The organism is Hyphomonas sp. BRH_c22, from assembly GCF_000961795.1.
In the GTDB taxonomy this organism is placed as follows: domain Bacteria; phylum Pseudomonadota; class Alphaproteobacteria; order Caulobacterales; family Hyphomonadaceae; genus Hyphomonas.
Genome location: NZ_LADU01000139.1, coordinates 80576 through 96227, shown reverse-complemented (window position 1 = coordinate 96227; position 15652 = coordinate 80576). Strand labels below are relative to the sequence as shown.

17 protein-coding genes and 1 tRNA gene are annotated in these 15652 nt (G+C 57.9%); 6 read left to right on the top strand and 12 right to left on the bottom strand.

Going from position 1 to position 15652, the window contains the following annotated elements:
• Positions 1-387 (bottom strand): MmcB family DNA repair protein (locus tag VR74_RS20135; RefSeq protein ID WP_045699867.1); only part of this gene is annotated, 387 nt, incomplete at its 3' end.
• A 179-nt stretch (positions 388-566) separates the two neighbouring features.
• On the opposite strand from VR74_RS20135, the gene VR74_RS20130 reads away from it, so the two are divergent.
• A complete protein-coding gene (locus VR74_RS20130; protein WP_045699865.1) occupies positions 567-1454 on the top strand; it encodes an RNA polymerase factor sigma-32 in 888 nt (295 codons plus the stop codon).
• Between the two features lie 3 nt (positions 1455-1457).
• Here VR74_RS20130 and VR74_RS20125 read toward each other — a convergent pair whose 3' ends face one another.
• The 3 genes from VR74_RS20125 to VR74_RS20115 form a co-directional block, all read right to left on the bottom strand.
• The gene (locus VR74_RS20125) at positions 1458-3167 is read right to left on the bottom strand and encodes a DUF2207 domain-containing protein (protein WP_299951553.1); all 1710 of its coding nucleotides are present in this window, start codon (positions 3165-3167) and stop codon (positions 1458-1460) included.
• Positions 3168-3169: 2 nt separating this feature from the next.
• Complete coding sequence (locus VR74_RS21640) at positions 3170-3730, bottom strand: LemA family protein (RefSeq protein ID WP_045699901.1); 561 nt, start codon at positions 3728-3730, stop codon at positions 3170-3172.
• Between the two features lie 483 nt (positions 3731-4213).
• Entirely contained in the window at positions 4214-4573 is a 360-nt protein-coding gene (locus VR74_RS20115) for a thermonuclease family protein (RefSeq protein WP_299951547.1), read from the bottom strand.
• A 129-nt stretch (positions 4574-4702) separates the two neighbouring features.
• On the opposite strand from VR74_RS20115, the gene VR74_RS20110 reads away from it, so the two are divergent.
• Positions 4703-4779 (top strand) — tRNA-Arg (locus VR74_RS20110).
• A 99-nt stretch (positions 4780-4878) separates the two neighbouring features.
• The gene (locus tag VR74_RS20105) at positions 4879-6093 is read left to right on the top strand and encodes an integrase family protein (protein ID WP_045699861.1); all 1215 of its coding nucleotides are present in this window, start codon (positions 4879-4881) and stop codon (positions 6091-6093) included.
• Positions 6094-6239: 146 nt separating this feature from the next.
• On the opposite strand, the gene VR74_RS20100 is transcribed toward VR74_RS20105, so the two are convergent.
• The 8 genes from VR74_RS20100 to VR74_RS20070 form a co-directional block, all read right to left on the bottom strand.
• On the bottom strand, positions 6240-7157 hold the full coding sequence (locus tag VR74_RS20100; protein WP_299951544.1) for a TIR domain-containing protein: 918 nt from the start codon (positions 7155-7157) through the stop codon (positions 6240-6242).
• Between the two features lie 17 nt (positions 7158-7174).
• The gene (locus tag VR74_RS21635; RefSeq protein ID WP_366462953.1) at positions 7175-7963 is read right to left on the bottom strand and encodes an E2 domain-containing protein; all 789 of its coding nucleotides are present in this window, start codon (positions 7961-7963) and stop codon (positions 7175-7177) included.
• A complete protein-coding gene (locus VR74_RS20095) occupies positions 7947-9485 on the bottom strand; it encodes an adenylate/guanylate cyclase domain-containing protein (protein WP_045699858.1) in 1539 nt (512 codons plus the stop codon). Before VR74_RS20095 ends, VR74_RS21635 begins: the two co-directional genes overlap by 17 nt.
• Positions 9486-9751: 266 nt before the next feature.
• Complete coding sequence (locus VR74_RS20090; RefSeq protein ID WP_299951541.1) at positions 9752-10186, bottom strand: hypothetical protein; 435 nt, start codon at positions 10184-10186, stop codon at positions 9752-9754.
• Positions 10187-10269: 83 nt separating this feature from the next.
• Complete coding sequence (locus VR74_RS21435) at positions 10270-10926, bottom strand: Abi family protein (RefSeq protein WP_299951538.1); 657 nt, start codon at positions 10924-10926, stop codon at positions 10270-10272.
• A 109-nt stretch (positions 10927-11035) separates the two neighbouring features.
• Positions 11036-11539 (bottom strand): helix-turn-helix domain-containing protein, encoded by a 504-nt coding sequence (locus tag VR74_RS20080; RefSeq protein WP_299951536.1) that lies wholly within the window; start codon positions 11537-11539, stop codon positions 11036-11038.
• Between the two features lie 856 nt (positions 11540-12395).
• A complete protein-coding gene (locus tag VR74_RS20075) occupies positions 12396-12698 on the bottom strand; it encodes a helix-turn-helix transcriptional regulator (protein WP_299951533.1) in 303 nt (100 codons plus the stop codon).
• A 194-nt stretch (positions 12699-12892) separates the two neighbouring features.
• Positions 12893-13117 (bottom strand): helix-turn-helix transcriptional regulator, encoded by a 225-nt coding sequence (locus VR74_RS20070; protein ID WP_045699850.1) that lies wholly within the window; start codon positions 13115-13117, stop codon positions 12893-12895.
• 178 nt (positions 13118-13295) lie between these two features.
• Here VR74_RS20070 and VR74_RS20065 point away from each other — a divergent pair, with 178 nt between their 5' ends.
• From VR74_RS20065 to VR74_RS20055, 3 genes are read left to right on the top strand one after another with little or no spacing between them, the layout of a single operon-like run.
• The gene (locus tag VR74_RS20065; protein ID WP_299951530.1) at positions 13296-13952 is read left to right on the top strand and encodes a sigma-70 family RNA polymerase sigma factor; all 657 of its coding nucleotides are present in this window, start codon (positions 13296-13298) and stop codon (positions 13950-13952) included.
• Between the two features lie 44 nt (positions 13953-13996).
• The gene (locus VR74_RS20060; protein ID WP_299951527.1) at positions 13997-14554 is read left to right on the top strand and encodes a sigma-70 family RNA polymerase sigma factor; all 558 of its coding nucleotides are present in this window, start codon (positions 13997-13999) and stop codon (positions 14552-14554) included.
• 5 nt (positions 14555-14559) lie between these two features.
• A complete protein-coding gene (locus VR74_RS20055) occupies positions 14560-15594 on the top strand; it encodes a FecR domain-containing protein (RefSeq protein WP_045699846.1) in 1035 nt (344 codons plus the stop codon).
• Positions 15595-15652: the final 58 nt, after the last annotated feature.

Here is a 15652-nt window from a genome sequence, read left to right as displayed (position 1 = left end):
CCGCGCGCCTGACAGCTTGTCTGCCACCGCCTCGCGGATCACAGCCCCGCCAAAGGCATCGGCCACGATCAGGCCCGTCTCCGGCGGGATCAGGTCCTGCGGAAAGTCCGCCATCACGGCAAAATAGAACCGGTCGCAAAACGGCATGTAGTCCCGCCATTTGCAGTCAGACCGGAAATCCGCAACGCTCGACTTGATCTCCACCATGGCAATCTCGCCCGCCGGGCCCACTGCCGCGATGTCCGCCCGGCGATTGTTCGCCAGCGTCATCTCCAACACGCCGCAATAGCCGAGCCCCGCCAGCAGGCGCAGCGCGCCGCGCGCGATCTCGCCGGCCCGGCTCGGCGGCAGGCTGGCATCAAGCTGCGTTAGGCTGGCGTCCTGCATGGCGCGCGCTTTCGTTCCGGTATTGTTCTTTTGCCATTCCTACGCCCGCAGGCCGCAGGCGGTCAAGCCGGGCGCAGGCCGGTGTAAAATATCGCCCGCCGGATGATCCATCGGGCGGCCTGAGGCGTAAGCATGACAGGAAACAAGATCACCGAAGGCAGTTCAGGAGCACGCACGTCATGGCCAGTGCCTATGATTCCAGCAATTCAGCCGACCGCCAGTTCGTCAGGACGGCGATGAAGGCCCCGATGCTGGAACAGGAACACGAGCTTGATCTTGCCCGCCGCTGGCGTGAGGAGGAAGACGAGGCGGCCCTGCACGAACTCACCACCGCCTATATGCGGCTGGTCGTCTCCATGGCGGGGCGGTTCCGCAATTACGGCCTGCCCATGTCAGACCTCATCTCCGAAGGCAATGTCGGCCTGATGCAGGCGGCCGCCCGGTTTGAACCCTCCCGCGAAGTGCGCTTCTCGACCTATGCCACCTGGTGGATCCGTGCGGGCATCCAGGACTATGTCCTGCGCAACTGGTCAATCGTCCGCACCGGCACAACGTCGGCCCAGAAATCCCTCTTCTTCAACCTGCGCCGCCTGCGCGCACAGATTGACGACACCGATGATGGCGTGATGACGCGGAAGAACACCGCCTGGGTGTCAGAACATCTCGGCGTGCCACTGCGCGATGTCGAATCCATGGCCTCCCGCATGGCGGCCTCCGACCGCTCGCTCAACGCGCCGATGGCGGCTGATGGCGATGGCCAGTGGCAGGATCTTATCGCCGACGAGTCGGCCATTCCCGAAGAACAGGTCATGGCCCAGCGCGATGGCGACCGCCGCAAGGAATGGATTGCCGATGCGCTGAAAGCCCTCAACGCGCGCGAGACGCACATCATCCTGCAGCGCCGCCTGTGCGAGGATGGCGTCACGCTGGAGGCGCTCGGCCATGAGCTGGGCATTTCCAAGGAACGCGTCCGCCAGATTGAACACCAGGCGCTCGGCAAGCTACGCAAGGCGCTGGTGCGGATTGTCGGCGATCCTGAAACCTCGGGCCTCATCCCCAACGTCTAGGCGTTACCAGCCGCCGCCCCCTCCGCCCCCTCCGCCGCCACCGGACGACCCGCCGCCGCCAGACCCTGACGAGCTGGAACTTTGCGGCATCGAACTCGACACGCCGGAACTCATCGTGCTGACCATGCCGCTGGTCATCTCGCCAATGTTGCGGAAGCCCCCGGACGACATATTGGTCCAGCCGGGGTGATAGGCGGCGGCCTCTTCCGGCAGCAGGCGTTCGAAATGCTTCGTCCACGGCTTTTCCACGCCCAGCGCCACGGCATAGGGCAGGAAGGTTTCATACCGCTCGGTGGTCATCGGCGGCGGCGCTTCGCTGCCCACTTCAACGGCGTTCAGCTGCAGCTTTTCGGCCGTCTCCATATACAGTTTGAAACCCTCGATCTCGGTGCGCACGTCCTGCCCCTTCCGCGTCGGCGCTGGCATCAGGTACATGAACCATACATTCAGCCCGGCAAGCGAGATCAGCACGCCCGTATGCCACCACGACCACAGCGTGGCCTGCGAAACCGCAAAGACGACAGCGCCAACCGACAGCAGGGCCGCAATGATGGAATAGCCGATATTCCACCTGAAATACTTGCTGCCGTAGTGGCTGGATAGCGACCGCTGGAAGGCATTGTAGGCCGATGTGAAGCCGGCATCATATGTCTTGCCGAAGGTCTTGGCGTTTCCGCCGCTGAACAGGGCGTCCCGCAGTTTCAGGTCTTCCTTGGTCATCTCTGCCGGCTTTTCCGCGCTTGGTGTGCGCACCAGCGTGGTTTCCTTCTTCTTCCCCGCCTCGATCGTCAGATGGCCCTTCACTGCTAGGTTCATCAGCGTCGCGATCAATGCCTTGTGGCCCGACAATGTGCGGTAATAGATCTGGTGAACGGCCGCCGGCGAATAGCCTTTCGGCGGCTCATAGCGCGGGAAGACCGGCCCCTTCACAGGGTCGCGCCCGACCCGGTCGAAATTGCGCCACGCGAAGGCGAACACACCCAGCAGTGACGCGATCAGGATGGCGAGGGATCCGTTGCGCTGCCACCAGCGGCGCGTCTGGTCGGCGCTGGACGGCGGCGCGATCAGGCCTTTTTCCACGCCCAGCGCCACGGTCAGGCCTTCACCCGATTGCAGCACCCGCGTCGTTTCGAAGACATGGGTGCCGCCGCTTGCACGATGCGTGAAGTCCTTTCCGGCCGTGCCCAGTCCGCCCGTATAGGCGTCCAGCGCCGTCACCCGCGCGCCGGGCGGCAAGGTGATCGTCGCGGTCGCGGCATCAATCGGGAAGTCCCAGTAATTGCCCGTGGCATTCCAGTAGATCTCGTCATGGCCGTCAAAATGGCGCACCTGGTTCCTGACGCGGTAAGTGATCTCGTATGTGTGCTGCCCGTTCTCGAGGAAGACATCAGCCGACCCGATCCGGAGGATCAGTGCATTGCCGTCTGTCTCTGTCGCATAGGGTTCGCGCGCACCGTTCCGCGTCACCTGCATGATCTTGTAGTCATAGGGCAGCCGGGCACCGTCATCGTCATAGTACCTGGGCAGGTTGCGCAGGATCCCGCGCCGTATCTGGTAGCCTTCCGACGTCACCTTCAGCGTTTCGCTGACCAGGATATCCCCGTTCGTGCGGACATCGATATCGATATCGAACTGGTTGATCCGCTCATCGGCAAGGGCCGCCAGTGCGACAGCCAGCGCCGCAAGCAGCGCAATCAGGATGCGTCCTAACACGATCATTCCCCCTTGAAGTCGACCGAGGGAAGGGCGCGGTCGGCCGTCTGGATTTCGAAGAAGGCCTTTTCCCGGAACCCGAACATGGCGGCCACGAGGTTCGCCGGGAAGCTCTGCACCCGCGTATTCATTTCCCGCACGGCGCCATTGAAGAAACGCCGCGCCATCTCGATCTTGTTCTCGGTGTCCGACAGCTCATTCTGCAGGTCCAGGAAGTTCTGGTCCGACTTGAGTTCCGGATATGCTTCCGCCACCGCCACCAGCCGCGCGACGGGCTGGGAGAGGGCGGACTCGGCTGCCCCGCGCGCCTGCGGGTCGTCGCCAGCGGCCAGCGCCGCGCCGCGCTTGGCCACGACATCCTCGAACAGCGAGTTCTCGTGGGCGGCAAAGCCCTTCACGGTCGTCACAAGTTGCGGGATGAGATCGGCCCGGCGTTTCAGCTGCACATCAATATCGGCCCAGCCATTCTTGACCATCTGGTTCTTGTTGACGAGGCCGTTGTAAATCACCACGACGGCCACGAAGACCAGTATGGCCAGGCCGATCAGGATAGAGGTGCCCATCATCCGCGTGTCTCCCTGCTGCATGCGTCCACGTCCTGTATCGGGCAATCTGACACGCTTGTGAATGCCTGCCGCCTGGTCTTCCGCCAGTGCCTCAAGGTTCAGGGTGTGGCCGATTTCCAGTTTTCCGGCATGGACATAGCCGCGCGCCCGCACATGTGCGCCTGCCGCCACCTGGCAGAGCGCCGCCGCGCTGCGCTTGATCTCCAGGGTCAGCGCCGATCCCGTCAGGCCCAGTTCGCAGGACGCGCCCTGTTCCTCGGTGCGGAGCCGCTCCTCCACGATCCCCTCAACCAGCTGGAACCGCGCGAACGTCTCCGGCAGGCGGCTCGCCTGCGGAATGCGATAGGCCGCCTTGCCCCACAGGCCCCGCCCCGCTTCGCGGGCCGCGCGTTCCGGTGCCAGCAAGGCCTCATTGGCGACGGATGTGTCCGTGTATACCCGCACCCGCGCGCCGCCGCGGGCCACCATCTCCCGGTTCAGCTACAGGTCCGGCCCCAGCGCATCCGTCGTCACGACATGCGCCAGCGTCCGGTCATACCGGTCGCGCGTCAGGCCCGCATAGAACAGCTGCACCTCGCGGCCCAGTGCCATGTCTTCCAGCATCCGCCGGGATTCCGCGAAATAGGGTGCCCCCTCCCGCTCCTTGTAGGGCCCGGCCGGCGCCTCGATGCCGATCAGCCGCACGCTCTGTCCGGTGTCCAGCACCAGCGCGTCGCCATCAATCACGCGCACCACGCGGCCACGCTCGCCGGGCTGGGTTTCGGACAGCGGGTTAGGCGCGCTGCAGGCGGCCAGCGCCGCCAGCGCCAGGACCAGAAGACCCTGCCACCCCCCTACCACATCCTTGACCCTCCCGCACTGCCCTCGGCCGCCACCGCGACCCGACCTGTCATAGCATTCGCCTGCCCTACGAAAACCACCGGAAAGGCTTCAATCTCGCGCCGGCTTGGCCTATACGCTGAACCCGATGATCCCGTAGCTCAGCAGGATAGAGCAACAGATTCCTAATCTGTAGGTCGCGCGTTCGAATCGCGCCGGGGTCACCAAAAACTCTATTAAAACAATGTATTATAAATGTGCAAAAGTTAGACTTTGCTCACAAATGGCTCCGTGGTAACTATACGGTAACCGGAGACGAAAAACTCATGGTAAAACTGCGCCTTACGGACACCTGGCTTTCGGCTGTGACCGACGCCGGAGACTATTCCGACACGATCGAATCCTGCCTGAAAGTGCGTGTGGCCAGGACCGGTGCGAAGACTTTTTCGGCGGTGCGGAAGCTGGGCGGCAAGCCGGTGCGGGTCCGCATTGGCGCCTATCCCGAGATCGGCCTGAGAGAAGCAAGAACGCGCGCCGGAGAATTCCGGGAAATGCGCGCGTTGGCGCCGACGCCGGCCGCGCGGGCCGAGGAGGTGGCCGATGCCGTGTCCGCATCCGCTGCCAATTTCTTTCACGACTATGTCGCCGACATGCAGGCGCGCGGTGTGACATCCTATGGGCGCGTCAAGGGTACGCTGATTGACGGGAAGTATGCTCTCCTGCCCTTTCTGGTCGCCCGTCACGGCGGTATGCCGCGCGCCGGGGATGTGACGATCCAGGACCTGCAGGCCTGGATGGCAGAGGGCTATGCCCGGAGTCCGAACTATGCACCGCATCTTCGCTCTTACATTGTCACGGCTTGGAAATGGGCGGTGAAGAACCGTTACGATTATCGCGGCGGCGCGAGGGACTATGGTATTACCTACAATATCGCCGAGCAGCTTCCGACGACACCCAGGAACAAACCGGGCGACCGGTTCCTGTCAAACGACGAACTGAAAGCGCTTTGGCATGCGCTGGACGAGAACCATCCCACACACCGCGTCCTGAAACTGATGATCGCCATGGGCGGCCTGCGCGTGACGGAAGTCACAATGAGTCTCGCCGCGAACTGGCGCGATGGCTGGCTGCTCTTGCCTGAGACAAAGAACGGCAGGTCGCATCAACTGCCGATTACCAAGACCGCTGACCCACTCGTTGCGCGCTGTCTTGAACTGGCGCACCCGCGCTCGCCCTACCTTATGTCCAATCCTCGCGACCCGGACGAACCACTCACCATGGCAGCCATTTCACGCGGCGCGAAGCGCTTGAACAAGCAGCTCAAATTCCCGGACTGGAATCCGCGTGACCTGCGCCGCACGATGAAGACACATCTCATTGATGCCGGGATCGACGAACGCTGGCTCGATATCTGGCATAATCATGGACAGACGGCGAGCGTTGCACGCAAGCACTATATCCGGGCAGAGTATGCGGATCTGAAGCGGGATGTGGCGGAGGCGATTGATGGGTGGTTGGGGCCGGTATTGTTGATACGCTGAAATCAGCTGAGCGCGCCCTTGTTTCGTAATGCGAGGGTCAGGTGTTCAAGTCACCTTAGCGGCACCATTCTTTTCAAGGCACTAGCGCCACGGAATCGCCGGATGTGGGTTTCAGTCGGCACGCAATTGGCACGCAAACCAGAGCGCTAGTCCTTCACCCCATAGTCTCCGATGTGTTTTCGTATCTTGTTACAGGCTATGCGAAGCGAATTTTCGCTGTCATTTTCCTTATAGCCCACATACGTGAGCCCATCGTTGTCGCTGGCTAGTTTCACTTGCGCATCGGTCGGAACCAGCATGATTGAACGGTCCAGGCCAAGGGAGCCGAGCGCCATACCGAATTCGAGTACAACATTGTCGCGAGGTGCCTTTGCTTTCTTGCTTCGACTAACCAGAACGTCGTCGCCACGCATGATTGCTATCACAAAATCGGCGCGATCAATGGCAGCCTTGAGCTGACTTAGGGGATAGGTCGATATCGCGAATATCTTGTTCCACGGCTCGACTCCAATTGTTCCGTCTTCACCGAGGTTCGTTTCGATCTCGCGGACGACGTCTATCGCCTCACCGGACGACACTACGAGTACAATTGGTCGCTCATTAGCATTCGGCAGCATTTGATTCCGAAGATCCAAGCGGTCACTAATTACCTCTGCGACGTTCTTCCAGAAAGCGGAACTCGGTTCGGCCAGGGCTTGAAAGTCTTCTTTGCTCACCTTTAGAACAACACTTGGATCGACCGCAGTGAGCGTGGCGCTCCGCTTGTTTGACGGCCTTAGCAGCGCTAATTCACCTACCATATCGTTGACGCCTCGTTCTCCGAGAACATTCCCTTTGACCCGAAGTTCAAAGCGACCCATCAATATAAAATACACGTCGGTGTCTTCGGCGCCCTCCGTTATGAGGTCTCGACCAGGGTCAAACTGATCCAGGACTCCTACTTCCAGAAATCTTTCAACCAACTCTGGACATTCGCGAAGGACGGACTGACGACGCATCGCGTCAACAGCCTCTTTAGTTGGGCCAGAGGAATTCTGAAAACGATCGATCCATTTCGATGACATGATTAGTCGGAACCTTTCTACTGTAGGGGGCAGTTATTTAGAGTCTTGCAGCAAGCCCGTCCGTGAAGAGATCGCCAGAATTCTTTCTCTTCGTGTTCCCTGCTCACAATCCCAAAAACGAGGTCCGCAGCAGCTGCTCCGTGGTTGCTGCAACTTCGCAGGATAGACTTCTTAGCGCGTCCCGACGGGCAAAAGCAGTATTGCTTCAAGGTGGCGACTCGTTTGTGTTCGATCCAGACTGAATAAATACGAGCCCCCTCCGAAGTGAGTAATCGGTAGAAGTGGCCTTTTTTTTCGACGCGTAGATCGCGATTTCGCAGTCGATCTTGAAAATGAGGTCCTAGGATCTCGGCCGCATTCTCAGCGCGCATTTGCTCGCGAGCAGCTTCGTCACCGTGGGCCCAGTCATCCTTTGTTGGCCATTTTCTAGCCTTCGCCGCGCGTCGCTGCAGCTGAAGAAATCGATAGACGGTCATCCACCAAGCTTCAGCAGCCTGAAGGTCGGTTACATGTATGGGTTGGTGGAGGGACCAGGACAGACAAAAGGAGCCGTCTGAATTAATGTGTCGGTTCGGGCAACAATCGGGGAGTAATGCGGGCGCTTGTTCGCTGACTTTGAGGCGACTGCCAATGGCTCGAACCGATAGAGAGTAGGTATCTGTATGGCCGTCCACGGATCGAACCGGGAGTGAAAATACCGCTTCTTGTCTGCTTCTCGTGATCAAAGTAGCGCGCAACACTGTCGCTTGCTGGGCGACAAGATCCAAGGCGGACTTTCCGGGCTTGATTTTAGTCTTTGATGGCATGCGGGCGGATGACCGTCTCCGAGGCTCTAACCACGGCGGGGGAAGCTATGTTCAAAGACGCTTTCTTCGCCGTTTCTGCTGTTCCGTCGCCTTCAGAGGACAAAGCTTCAACGGCCTCATTGTAATCCAAGTTCGCGATTTTGCGGTTCTTACCGAAAAGGCCGCGAACCGCAGATGTACTTGCCTCATAAGCGCTATTGCCGATCGACGTTTCGTCTGACCCGCAGCGCATTTGCTCTCGTTCTGAGTTGCGAACCGCGCGACCGACGCAGCATCGAATCTGATCGCCACGAATTCCGAGTCTGGTGACGCTAACAGGCCCAAGATCGAAACCAATCTGAAGCCCTAACCCATCAATTGCCACCCCATTGGCGGCAAGTTCACCAAGCGCCAGATCGAAACCGCTGCGCAGAGCCCCTACACACAAGGTGGCGTCGCTAACAGTGGCTTCTTCATCCGTTGTTTGTGCTGTCCCACTGCAAATCAGGCCGTGGATGCAGTCGCCGATAAAACGAACTCGTCGTCCTTCGAAGTCGCTTGAAAGACTGGCGTCGAGTTCGGAACGAATAACATGGAGCGCGCGAACAACGGCCTTCGCGCCTTCGTCATCATCGGTATTTTTTGCAACGAAGTCACTGAAGCCGTCTAAGTCGGCGTATATCGAAACCGCCTCCTGCCGACGCGAGTTCTTTGGCGTCAAGTTTGAAATGTCCAAGTTCTTCAATGGTGGTGTGTGGCGGGCGAATTGGAACGTACCGATTGGATGGGCTTCGAGATCGTCGCGCCATTCGGATACGATGTCGTCAACAGATACATCGAGATGAGCCGCTTCTTGCGAGACTGCTATCTCTCCTGAGCTGAGAGGTACGGCCTGATGGTCGTCAATTTCCGGCAAGCCAATAATTTTTCGCGCTTGATTGGTGAGGAACACTCCAGCTTTCGTTCCAGCAGCTGCATGCTTTGCCGCTTGGTTTGCAGGCGAGCCAAGGAATAGGGGTTCTCTCCCGCCTCGCCGTCCATTGTTCACGGCCAGAGCAGTGCCTGTGTCTATCCCGACTCGAACCTTTGCATTGGGGATTTTCTCGTCGTCATCGCCAGTATTGGCCAAGACGTCGATAATTAGTTTGGCGACCGAAACGGCAAGGTGAACCCTGTCCGCTTCATTTTCTTCATCGGAGCCGTACGGTTTGTAACAGATCGCGTGGAGGCGTTGGTTGTGGAAGTCTACTCGGGTCATATCGACCCGATCAAGCACCCGACGAACTGCACGATAATGGAGATTGAGGAAACGTAGAGTTCGACGATGGCAAGTTGTACCTTCGTCGTCGGTAACATTCAACATGTCGTCAAAGTTGACGATATCTGCGTACAAATGCGCAGCGTTCATTCTGTAGGCTTTATTTATTGGAATGCTATCGAGCGAGAATTCTCGTTTGTAATCAGCAATTTCGACTTTTGCGACTGCTTTTATCGCAGCCGCTATGCGCTTCTTCGAGCGCTCTGCATCCCAAGTGTGTGACATATTCGGCTCCGATATCTTGTGGGTTTCCCTCGTCGTCCATAGGTAGAGTTAACCCAGCGGAATAGCAAGAATTTTGTACCTTATTATATCCTGATTTGTTTATGATATGTTCGCAAAATACGTCGTTAGGTAGATTTTGAGTACTTTTCATAGGTCGACAGCTGTCGGTCTTATGACGACAAGATTTGAGGACACGAACGTGCTCTTGGCGGACTGCGGTGGGGTAGGGGCGCTTTAGGCGCTTCTGGTGAGCTGCACCAAACCTATTAGTCCTGTTTGAAACATTGGGCTTTCAGCACGAACCAGGCGTCCTGTCCCGAGCTTGCTGTGCTCATCGAAACAAATGTCGCTTGAGTGTTTGATGGGTTGAGCCACAAGAACCCCAAATGGCCTTCTCCATGAAACTGTCGGCCGCTTTGATCAGACACATAAGCGCCGGAAATCAATGTCGCCTCTCCGGTGTCAACGGCGGCCATATAGGTGGCGTTACTCGTCTTGAGTACAGTAATTTTAAAAGCTTTCGGCGGTTCCTGCCAAAGAAACCCTATAACGTCGCTTGTTGCAGTGACACCTCGTGCGTCTACCAACATGCAAAAATTTGTGCCTTCGAAAGGGTTTTCATCGGCGCCAACCGGCGCTGCCCATCCTATTGCCAAAATGGCGCCAAAGGTTGTCACAAGGACTGGCTTGATGCTGCGCATAAGGATGCCTAAGCGGTACTGAGAGTATGGGTCACCAATACTTTCGCATGCAAGCGAGCATGTTGGTGGCGTGCGGCGGTGTTTCAGTTCTTATCAAACTCGTTCGGACATTCAGCAAGAAACTGCTGATGAGTATCCGCAAAAGTGCATACGCGTTGCCGCCAGGCTTCAGAAGCCGGGTGCAGGAGGGTTGTGAGCCCCACGATCTCTGAGTGCAGATCACTGAGGGGCAGGTGAAGTATAGGTTCGTGATGCGCAATTCGATTTCTCAGCGGTCTGATGCGGTCTAGCGGCGCTGAAAAGGACTTCCGATTGATGCCTGCCGGTGCGGGACGCGCAACAATATTTCTAAGATGCGTCCGCCAAAGACCTTCCGCGCTACTACTGAAGAATGGAGTCCAGAACCCAAAACTTAAACCTGCGATCACTTGTCCAGGAGATTGGTCCTTGCGCTCCATGGGTAGTTGGTTACGCACTTCTTCGATCTTCAGCAGTTGGCTGTGCGTGAGGTAGTTTGGCCTGTTTAAAATCCAATTCGCCCCATTCGTCCGGGAGATCACCCTATGTATCTGATTACGCAGAGTTACTTCGAGATTCTGTAAGGATGGGTAGAGCGCGCTGGATAGACGGATGTTCCACTCGTAAATATTCAATGCATCCCGGCCATGCGCGGCAGCCCACGTTTCGTATGTCGAGAAACGTTCAGGGGATAGAATGTCGCGGGCTTCGTCGGGGGTCATTGTGCATATTTCCGGGAATTATTCATTGAATAGTAGGGTAGGGTGGGCTACGTAATGGCCATACGCCCCGGTGTCGCCTCTGCTTTGCATGCGCCCGGGGTTATTTGTTTTAGGGCTTAGGGCGTTTGTGAGCGGGTAATTCAGTGCTCCTGCGCGCCTCAGTCTTCTTGGCCTTCTCTTCGGCGTAAGAGACCTCAAGTTCCTTAACCTTCCGGATAAGCCCCTTTAGGTGATAACGATTAGAGCCGTAGTCGCCTTGACTGGTGGTCATCTGCTCACGCTTGAGATAGCCCCTGTCTTCCAGTGCCTTCATGTTAGTTTGAATTGTTTTCTTTTTGATACCTAGTCTGTCGGCAAGCTGTTGCTTGGTTGGAAAAGGGACGTTGCTAGGATCAAACCAATAGCTCAGAAGCTGCACAACGATCATCATCTGCGTATTGTTTAAGCCTAGCCGATGCTGAGAACGTAGAAGCACGTTCGGCACGCCAGTGTATCCGTGAGACATGACTTGGGCGCCCCAAATCCTTGTATGGGACGATTGATTGCGTACTTTCTCGCCTTCTCCCTCAGCAGGCATGCGAGGCGGTTTTGTTTTGAGCTGTATTTTGGTCATAGGTGTATCCTTTCGCCGTCCAGATAGGCGACATACTGACCAAACTACAAGGCAGGCAAATGGGCTGGCGATCGCCGTTTTTGGCGCCACCATGATACTGTTATAAAGCTACCTTGGAATCACGATACTAGGATTACGTTGTTAGCTGGCTGGTTTGTGGACCCAGGTGGGTTGAAAAACGGCCACCAGGGTGGGGTCTTTTTCGGCGCCACTAAACGCTGCTCTATTCTACGGCAATCTAGTATATACCATGAAGAATAAGGTGAATTGGGCCGTCTGTCTATGGTCGAGCTCTCCGAAACTCCCCGGGTTCTCGAAAGCGAAATTTGAATTTCGACGGGTGAGGTGGTCCTGCTTTCCTGCACAGTTTTGCGGCTTTGCGATGGTATATCCAGTTTGTTGATAAGGACGTTTTCGTCAATTCGGGTCGGTGTCGTATGCGTCGTCGGTCGTAGCCTTACCAAGGTCGGAGCGAGGCCGCTCGAGGGCGCGAACGCATCTGGCAATTCCTCGAGGATGACTATTACGGGCAACCGCTTTCCTTTCATGACGGCAACTCATGCGTCATGCCGGAACTGAAAGCGTGTCCGCGCGGGAACATGGTGACGCAAATATACTAATCTCGGGCGCGGACACTATCGACGACGCCGCCGCTGAACATATCCTCAATAAATTCCTGACGTGCGCCGCCCTTGGTGACCGATACCCGCGTGTCGAGAGCGTTTGTTCAAACTCTATGCTTCAGGGCTTTAGGTCGGATTCTGCATCGGACTAACTTGAACCGATAGTGGCAAGGGCAGGTACGGTCACGTTATGCGCCCATCGCAGCCATTTCCACTCGCAATGTTCTGGATCTTCAGGGTTGGTCAGCTGAGTCAACCCGCCCCAGGATTTCCATCCAGGATGCATCCATAGCCGCCACAAGTTTCAGAAACTCAATCACGTCGATTCGGCGCTCTCCGAGCTCGATTTTTGCGACATAGGACTGTGGAACGCCGAGCAGTTCAGCAACTTGTTGCTGGGACAGTCCGGCTTCGCGGCGGGCTTTCCTAAGTTCCTGAACGAGCTTGCGATGTGCGGGAGTTCGAAGAGTCTTATTCACCACGGCACCACGGACAAAACCAGTTGCCCTCGTAATCCCAATAGTGGATAATCCCATTTTGGGATTATTTATGCGCGATCGTGGAGAGGAATGATGACGAGTAGAACGGCTACTCCAAAATTTGCACACATGTTGAGAGCGAATGTTCGAGGCCGAAATGGTCTCTTCAGTGAAGATGTCGCCAGATCGCACTCAAATGCAGTTAGACAACACGGCTCACCATAGTGTTCGCCTATTTGCTATCAAAGCATCTATTTCCGGGCCTTGCGCGGACGTTTGAGGAGTTCGTCGGGTTCAATCTCGAGGGCTGTGGCGAGTTGTTGGAGGACGTCGATGCTCGCACTATAGATGCGGCGTTCGAGCAAGCTGACGTATGTGCGGTCTATGCCTGCCAGGTGAGCCAGTTCCTCCTGCGAGAGACCTTTGGCCTTCCGGTGTGCCTTCAGATTGAGCGCGAAGATTTCCCGAATGTCCATGGTCCGAGAATGCGCCGGTTGAGTAGTATACAACCACGGAGTATACTACTCAAAATTGACATGCCGGAGATTGGGAAAGTGGACATTGCAGAATTGCTTGTGAACGCGGGACTGGCTGGCAGGCGCGACTCGTTCCCTTCGGACGCTGGGCTTGCAGATACGGTGGAGGCTGGGATCCATGCCTGATCGAGCGGCCAGACTGAAGCCCGTGGCGAAGTGGCAATTACAGTCGAGCAGCGACGGAGATCGTGGGCTCACTCTGCGATCCGGGCATGAGCTTGACGATCTTACTGGCGCAGAGGTGCTCACTGAATTGTATCGCGCCCAGTTTGACCAGCTAGTTCGGTTGAGCCGCATCCGGACTGGCGATGCGCCCGAAGCCGAAGACCTGGTCCAGGATGCGTTCGTGGCGGTCCGGCGGGCCTATCCCGACAAGGGGGTCGACGAGCTTCGGCCACTCCTGTTCACGGCGCTCCGGAACCTGACCCTCAACTACCTGAAATCGGGCAATACGAAACGCCGGCAGGCATCGGTGGAATTGTTGGGGAGCGACGACCGCCTCGGCTGTCCCCGCACGGTGACGCCGGAGACCCAGCTCATGGATGTGCAATTGCTGGCCATTGCCGAGCAGGCCATCGCGGCTATGGCGCCTCGCCGCCGGGAGGTGCTGAAACTCCACCGTTTCGAACAGCTGACCTATGACGAGATCGCAGAGCGCCTGTCTGTGTCACGCTCGACGGTCAAGAAGGACCTCGCCGATGCCATTGCGGAAGTTGCCGAAGCGCTCGCCCGGAAAAGCGGACAGGGTGTTTACTGGCCGACGGATCGCAAATGACGATGCAGGAGCCTGGTAATACGCGGGCTGCGAGACGTCCCTTGGTGGGGGAGTCTTTCGCGCTACGGGGCAGTGCGGCGCTCGACGAGATCTTTCGACTTCAATATGACCAGCTGCTTCGCTTCTGCCGGATACGGATCAGCCATGCTGCGGACGCCGAGGACCTCGTCCAGGATGCTTTCCTGTCTGTTAGGCGGGCCTATCCCGACAAGGGGATTGACGAGCTGAGACCGCTCCTCTTCACGGCTCTGCGCAATCTCACGCTGGATTATCTCAAATCAGGCTATGCCAGGCAAAGGCGATCGTCGGCCGAGATTGGCGACATAGGCGAGTCTCTCGCCTGCTCGCGGTCAGCGACGCCTGAGACGCAAGTCATTGATGCGCAATTGCTGGCGATTGCGGAGACGGCCATTGCCGCGCTGGGAGATCGCCAACGGGAGGCCCTGCGTCTCAGCCGGTTCGAGCGCCTGACCCATAATGAGATCGCCCGGCGTCTCTCGGTTTCACCGAGAACGGTGCGGAGCGATATCACCGATGCCTTGGCCGCCATCTCGAAGAGCCTTGCGCGTGCAGACCAGCGCCGTCCGAGCGAGACCGAGTAAAACACATGACGTGCAGCAAGGATCATCCCGGCAGGCTCGGCGAGGCCGCGCGCTGGTACAGCGACCTGCAGGATCCGGACGTCAGTATCGAGACCTGGGAAGACTTTCTCGACTGGGAGGGCGACCCGCATAACGCTGCCGCGTTCCGTGAAATCGAGGCAAGCCTGGTTGTTCTTCAGAGAACGTCCCGTGCTTACGGCGGGATGGGCCAATCCGATGTGAGCGGCGGCGGGCAGCCGACAGGGTCGGTCAGTCGATTGGTGCGGTCCAGGACCGCCTGGATAGCTGGCATTGCAGCGGCCTTCGTGCTGGCGACGGTATCGGTCATTGCGCCAATGGCTGTCTTTCGCCCCGAGCCTATCAGATATTCAACCTCTGTCGGCGAGCAGCGCAGCTTCGATCTGGCCGATGGATCGGTGATGACGCTCAACACCGACACGAAGGCTGACGTAACTTTCACGGGGACGCAGCGCAATGTCCGGCTGGTCCACGGGCAGGCCCTGTTTGAGGTTGAGAAGGAAGAGCGGCCTTTCATTGTAGAGGCGGGGAGCAGCCAGACAACAGCCCTGGGCACCGTGTTCGACGTGTATGCGAAAGCAGGTTCCGTTGAAGTCACCCTCCTGGAAGGTTCTGTTGTCGTGACGCCTGTTCCGGACGCGCCCGAATTGTGGGGACTGTTTCGTCCCGCCACCCGGGAAGTCGATGACGGGCGAACGCTCGTGCCGGGAGAGAAGCTGGTCATCCGGGACGATGGACTGGAGTCGGTTTCAGTAATCGATCCGTCTGACGCGAACTTGTGGCGGAGCGGTGCCGTGTGGTTCGACGACATGTCACTGGTGGATGTCGTGGCAGAACTGAACAGGTACTCCCGAATGAAGATCCGGATCGACGATCCAGACATCGGCGCGGAGCGCCTGAGCGGGAGCTTTCGCGTCGGTGAAGAGGAGGATTTTGTCGGGTCGCTGGTGATGATGTTCGGGTTGGAAGCGGAGCGGGTTGGGAATGAGGTCGTGCTTTCGCGAGGGGCGATTGCCGATTGAAGCTCTGAGGTCAAGTCTCAGCGTAGGGGGCAATGCAGTCGAGCTACAGGAAGCGAGA

What these genes read in the sequence shown, in the direction of transcription:
- VR74_RS20130 (WP_045699865.1), top strand. Translation starts at nt 567, where the DNA reads ATGGCCAGTGCCTATGATTCCAGCAATTCAGCCGACCGCCAGTTCGTC.
- VR74_RS21640 (WP_045699901.1), bottom strand. Translation starts at nt 3,730, where the DNA reads ATGGGCACCTCTATCCTGATCGGCCTGGCCATACTGGTCTTCGTGGCC.
- VR74_RS20105 (WP_045699861.1), top strand. Translation starts at nt 4,879, where the DNA reads ATGGTAAAACTGCGCCTTACGGACACCTGGCTTTCGGCTGTGACCGAC.
- VR74_RS20100 (WP_299951544.1), bottom strand. Translation starts at nt 7,157, where the DNA reads ATGTCATCGAAATGGATCGATCGTTTTCAGAATTCCTCTGGCCCAACT.
- VR74_RS21635 (WP_366462953.1), bottom strand. Translation starts at nt 7,963, where the DNA reads ATGCCATCAAAGACTAAAATCAAGCCCGGAAAGTCCGCCTTGGATCTT.
- VR74_RS20095 (WP_045699858.1), bottom strand. Translation starts at nt 9,485, where the DNA reads ATGTCACACACTTGGGATGCAGAGCGCTCGAAGAAGCGCATAGCGGCT.
- VR74_RS20090 (WP_299951541.1), bottom strand. Translation starts at nt 10,186, where the DNA reads ATGCGCAGCATCAAGCCAGTCCTTGTGACAACCTTTGGCGCCATTTTG.
- VR74_RS21435 (WP_299951538.1), bottom strand. Translation starts at nt 10,926, where the DNA reads ATGACCCCCGACGAAGCCCGCGACATTCTATCCCCTGAACGTTTCTCG.
- VR74_RS20080 (WP_299951536.1), bottom strand. Translation starts at nt 11,539, where the DNA reads ATGACCAAAATACAGCTCAAAACAAAACCGCCTCGCATGCCTGCTGAG.
- VR74_RS20075 (WP_299951533.1), bottom strand. Translation starts at nt 12,698, where the DNA reads ATGGGATTATCCACTATTGGGATTACGAGGGCAACTGGTTTTGTCCGT.
- VR74_RS20070 (WP_045699850.1), bottom strand. Translation starts at nt 13,117, where the DNA reads ATGGACATTCGGGAAATCTTCGCGCTCAATCTGAAGGCACACCGGAAG.
- VR74_RS20065 (WP_299951530.1), top strand. Translation starts at nt 13,296, where the DNA reads ATGCCTGATCGAGCGGCCAGACTGAAGCCCGTGGCGAAGTGGCAATTA.
- VR74_RS20055 (WP_045699846.1), top strand. Translation starts at nt 14,560, where the DNA reads ATGACGTGCAGCAAGGATCATCCCGGCAGGCTCGGCGAGGCCGCGCGC.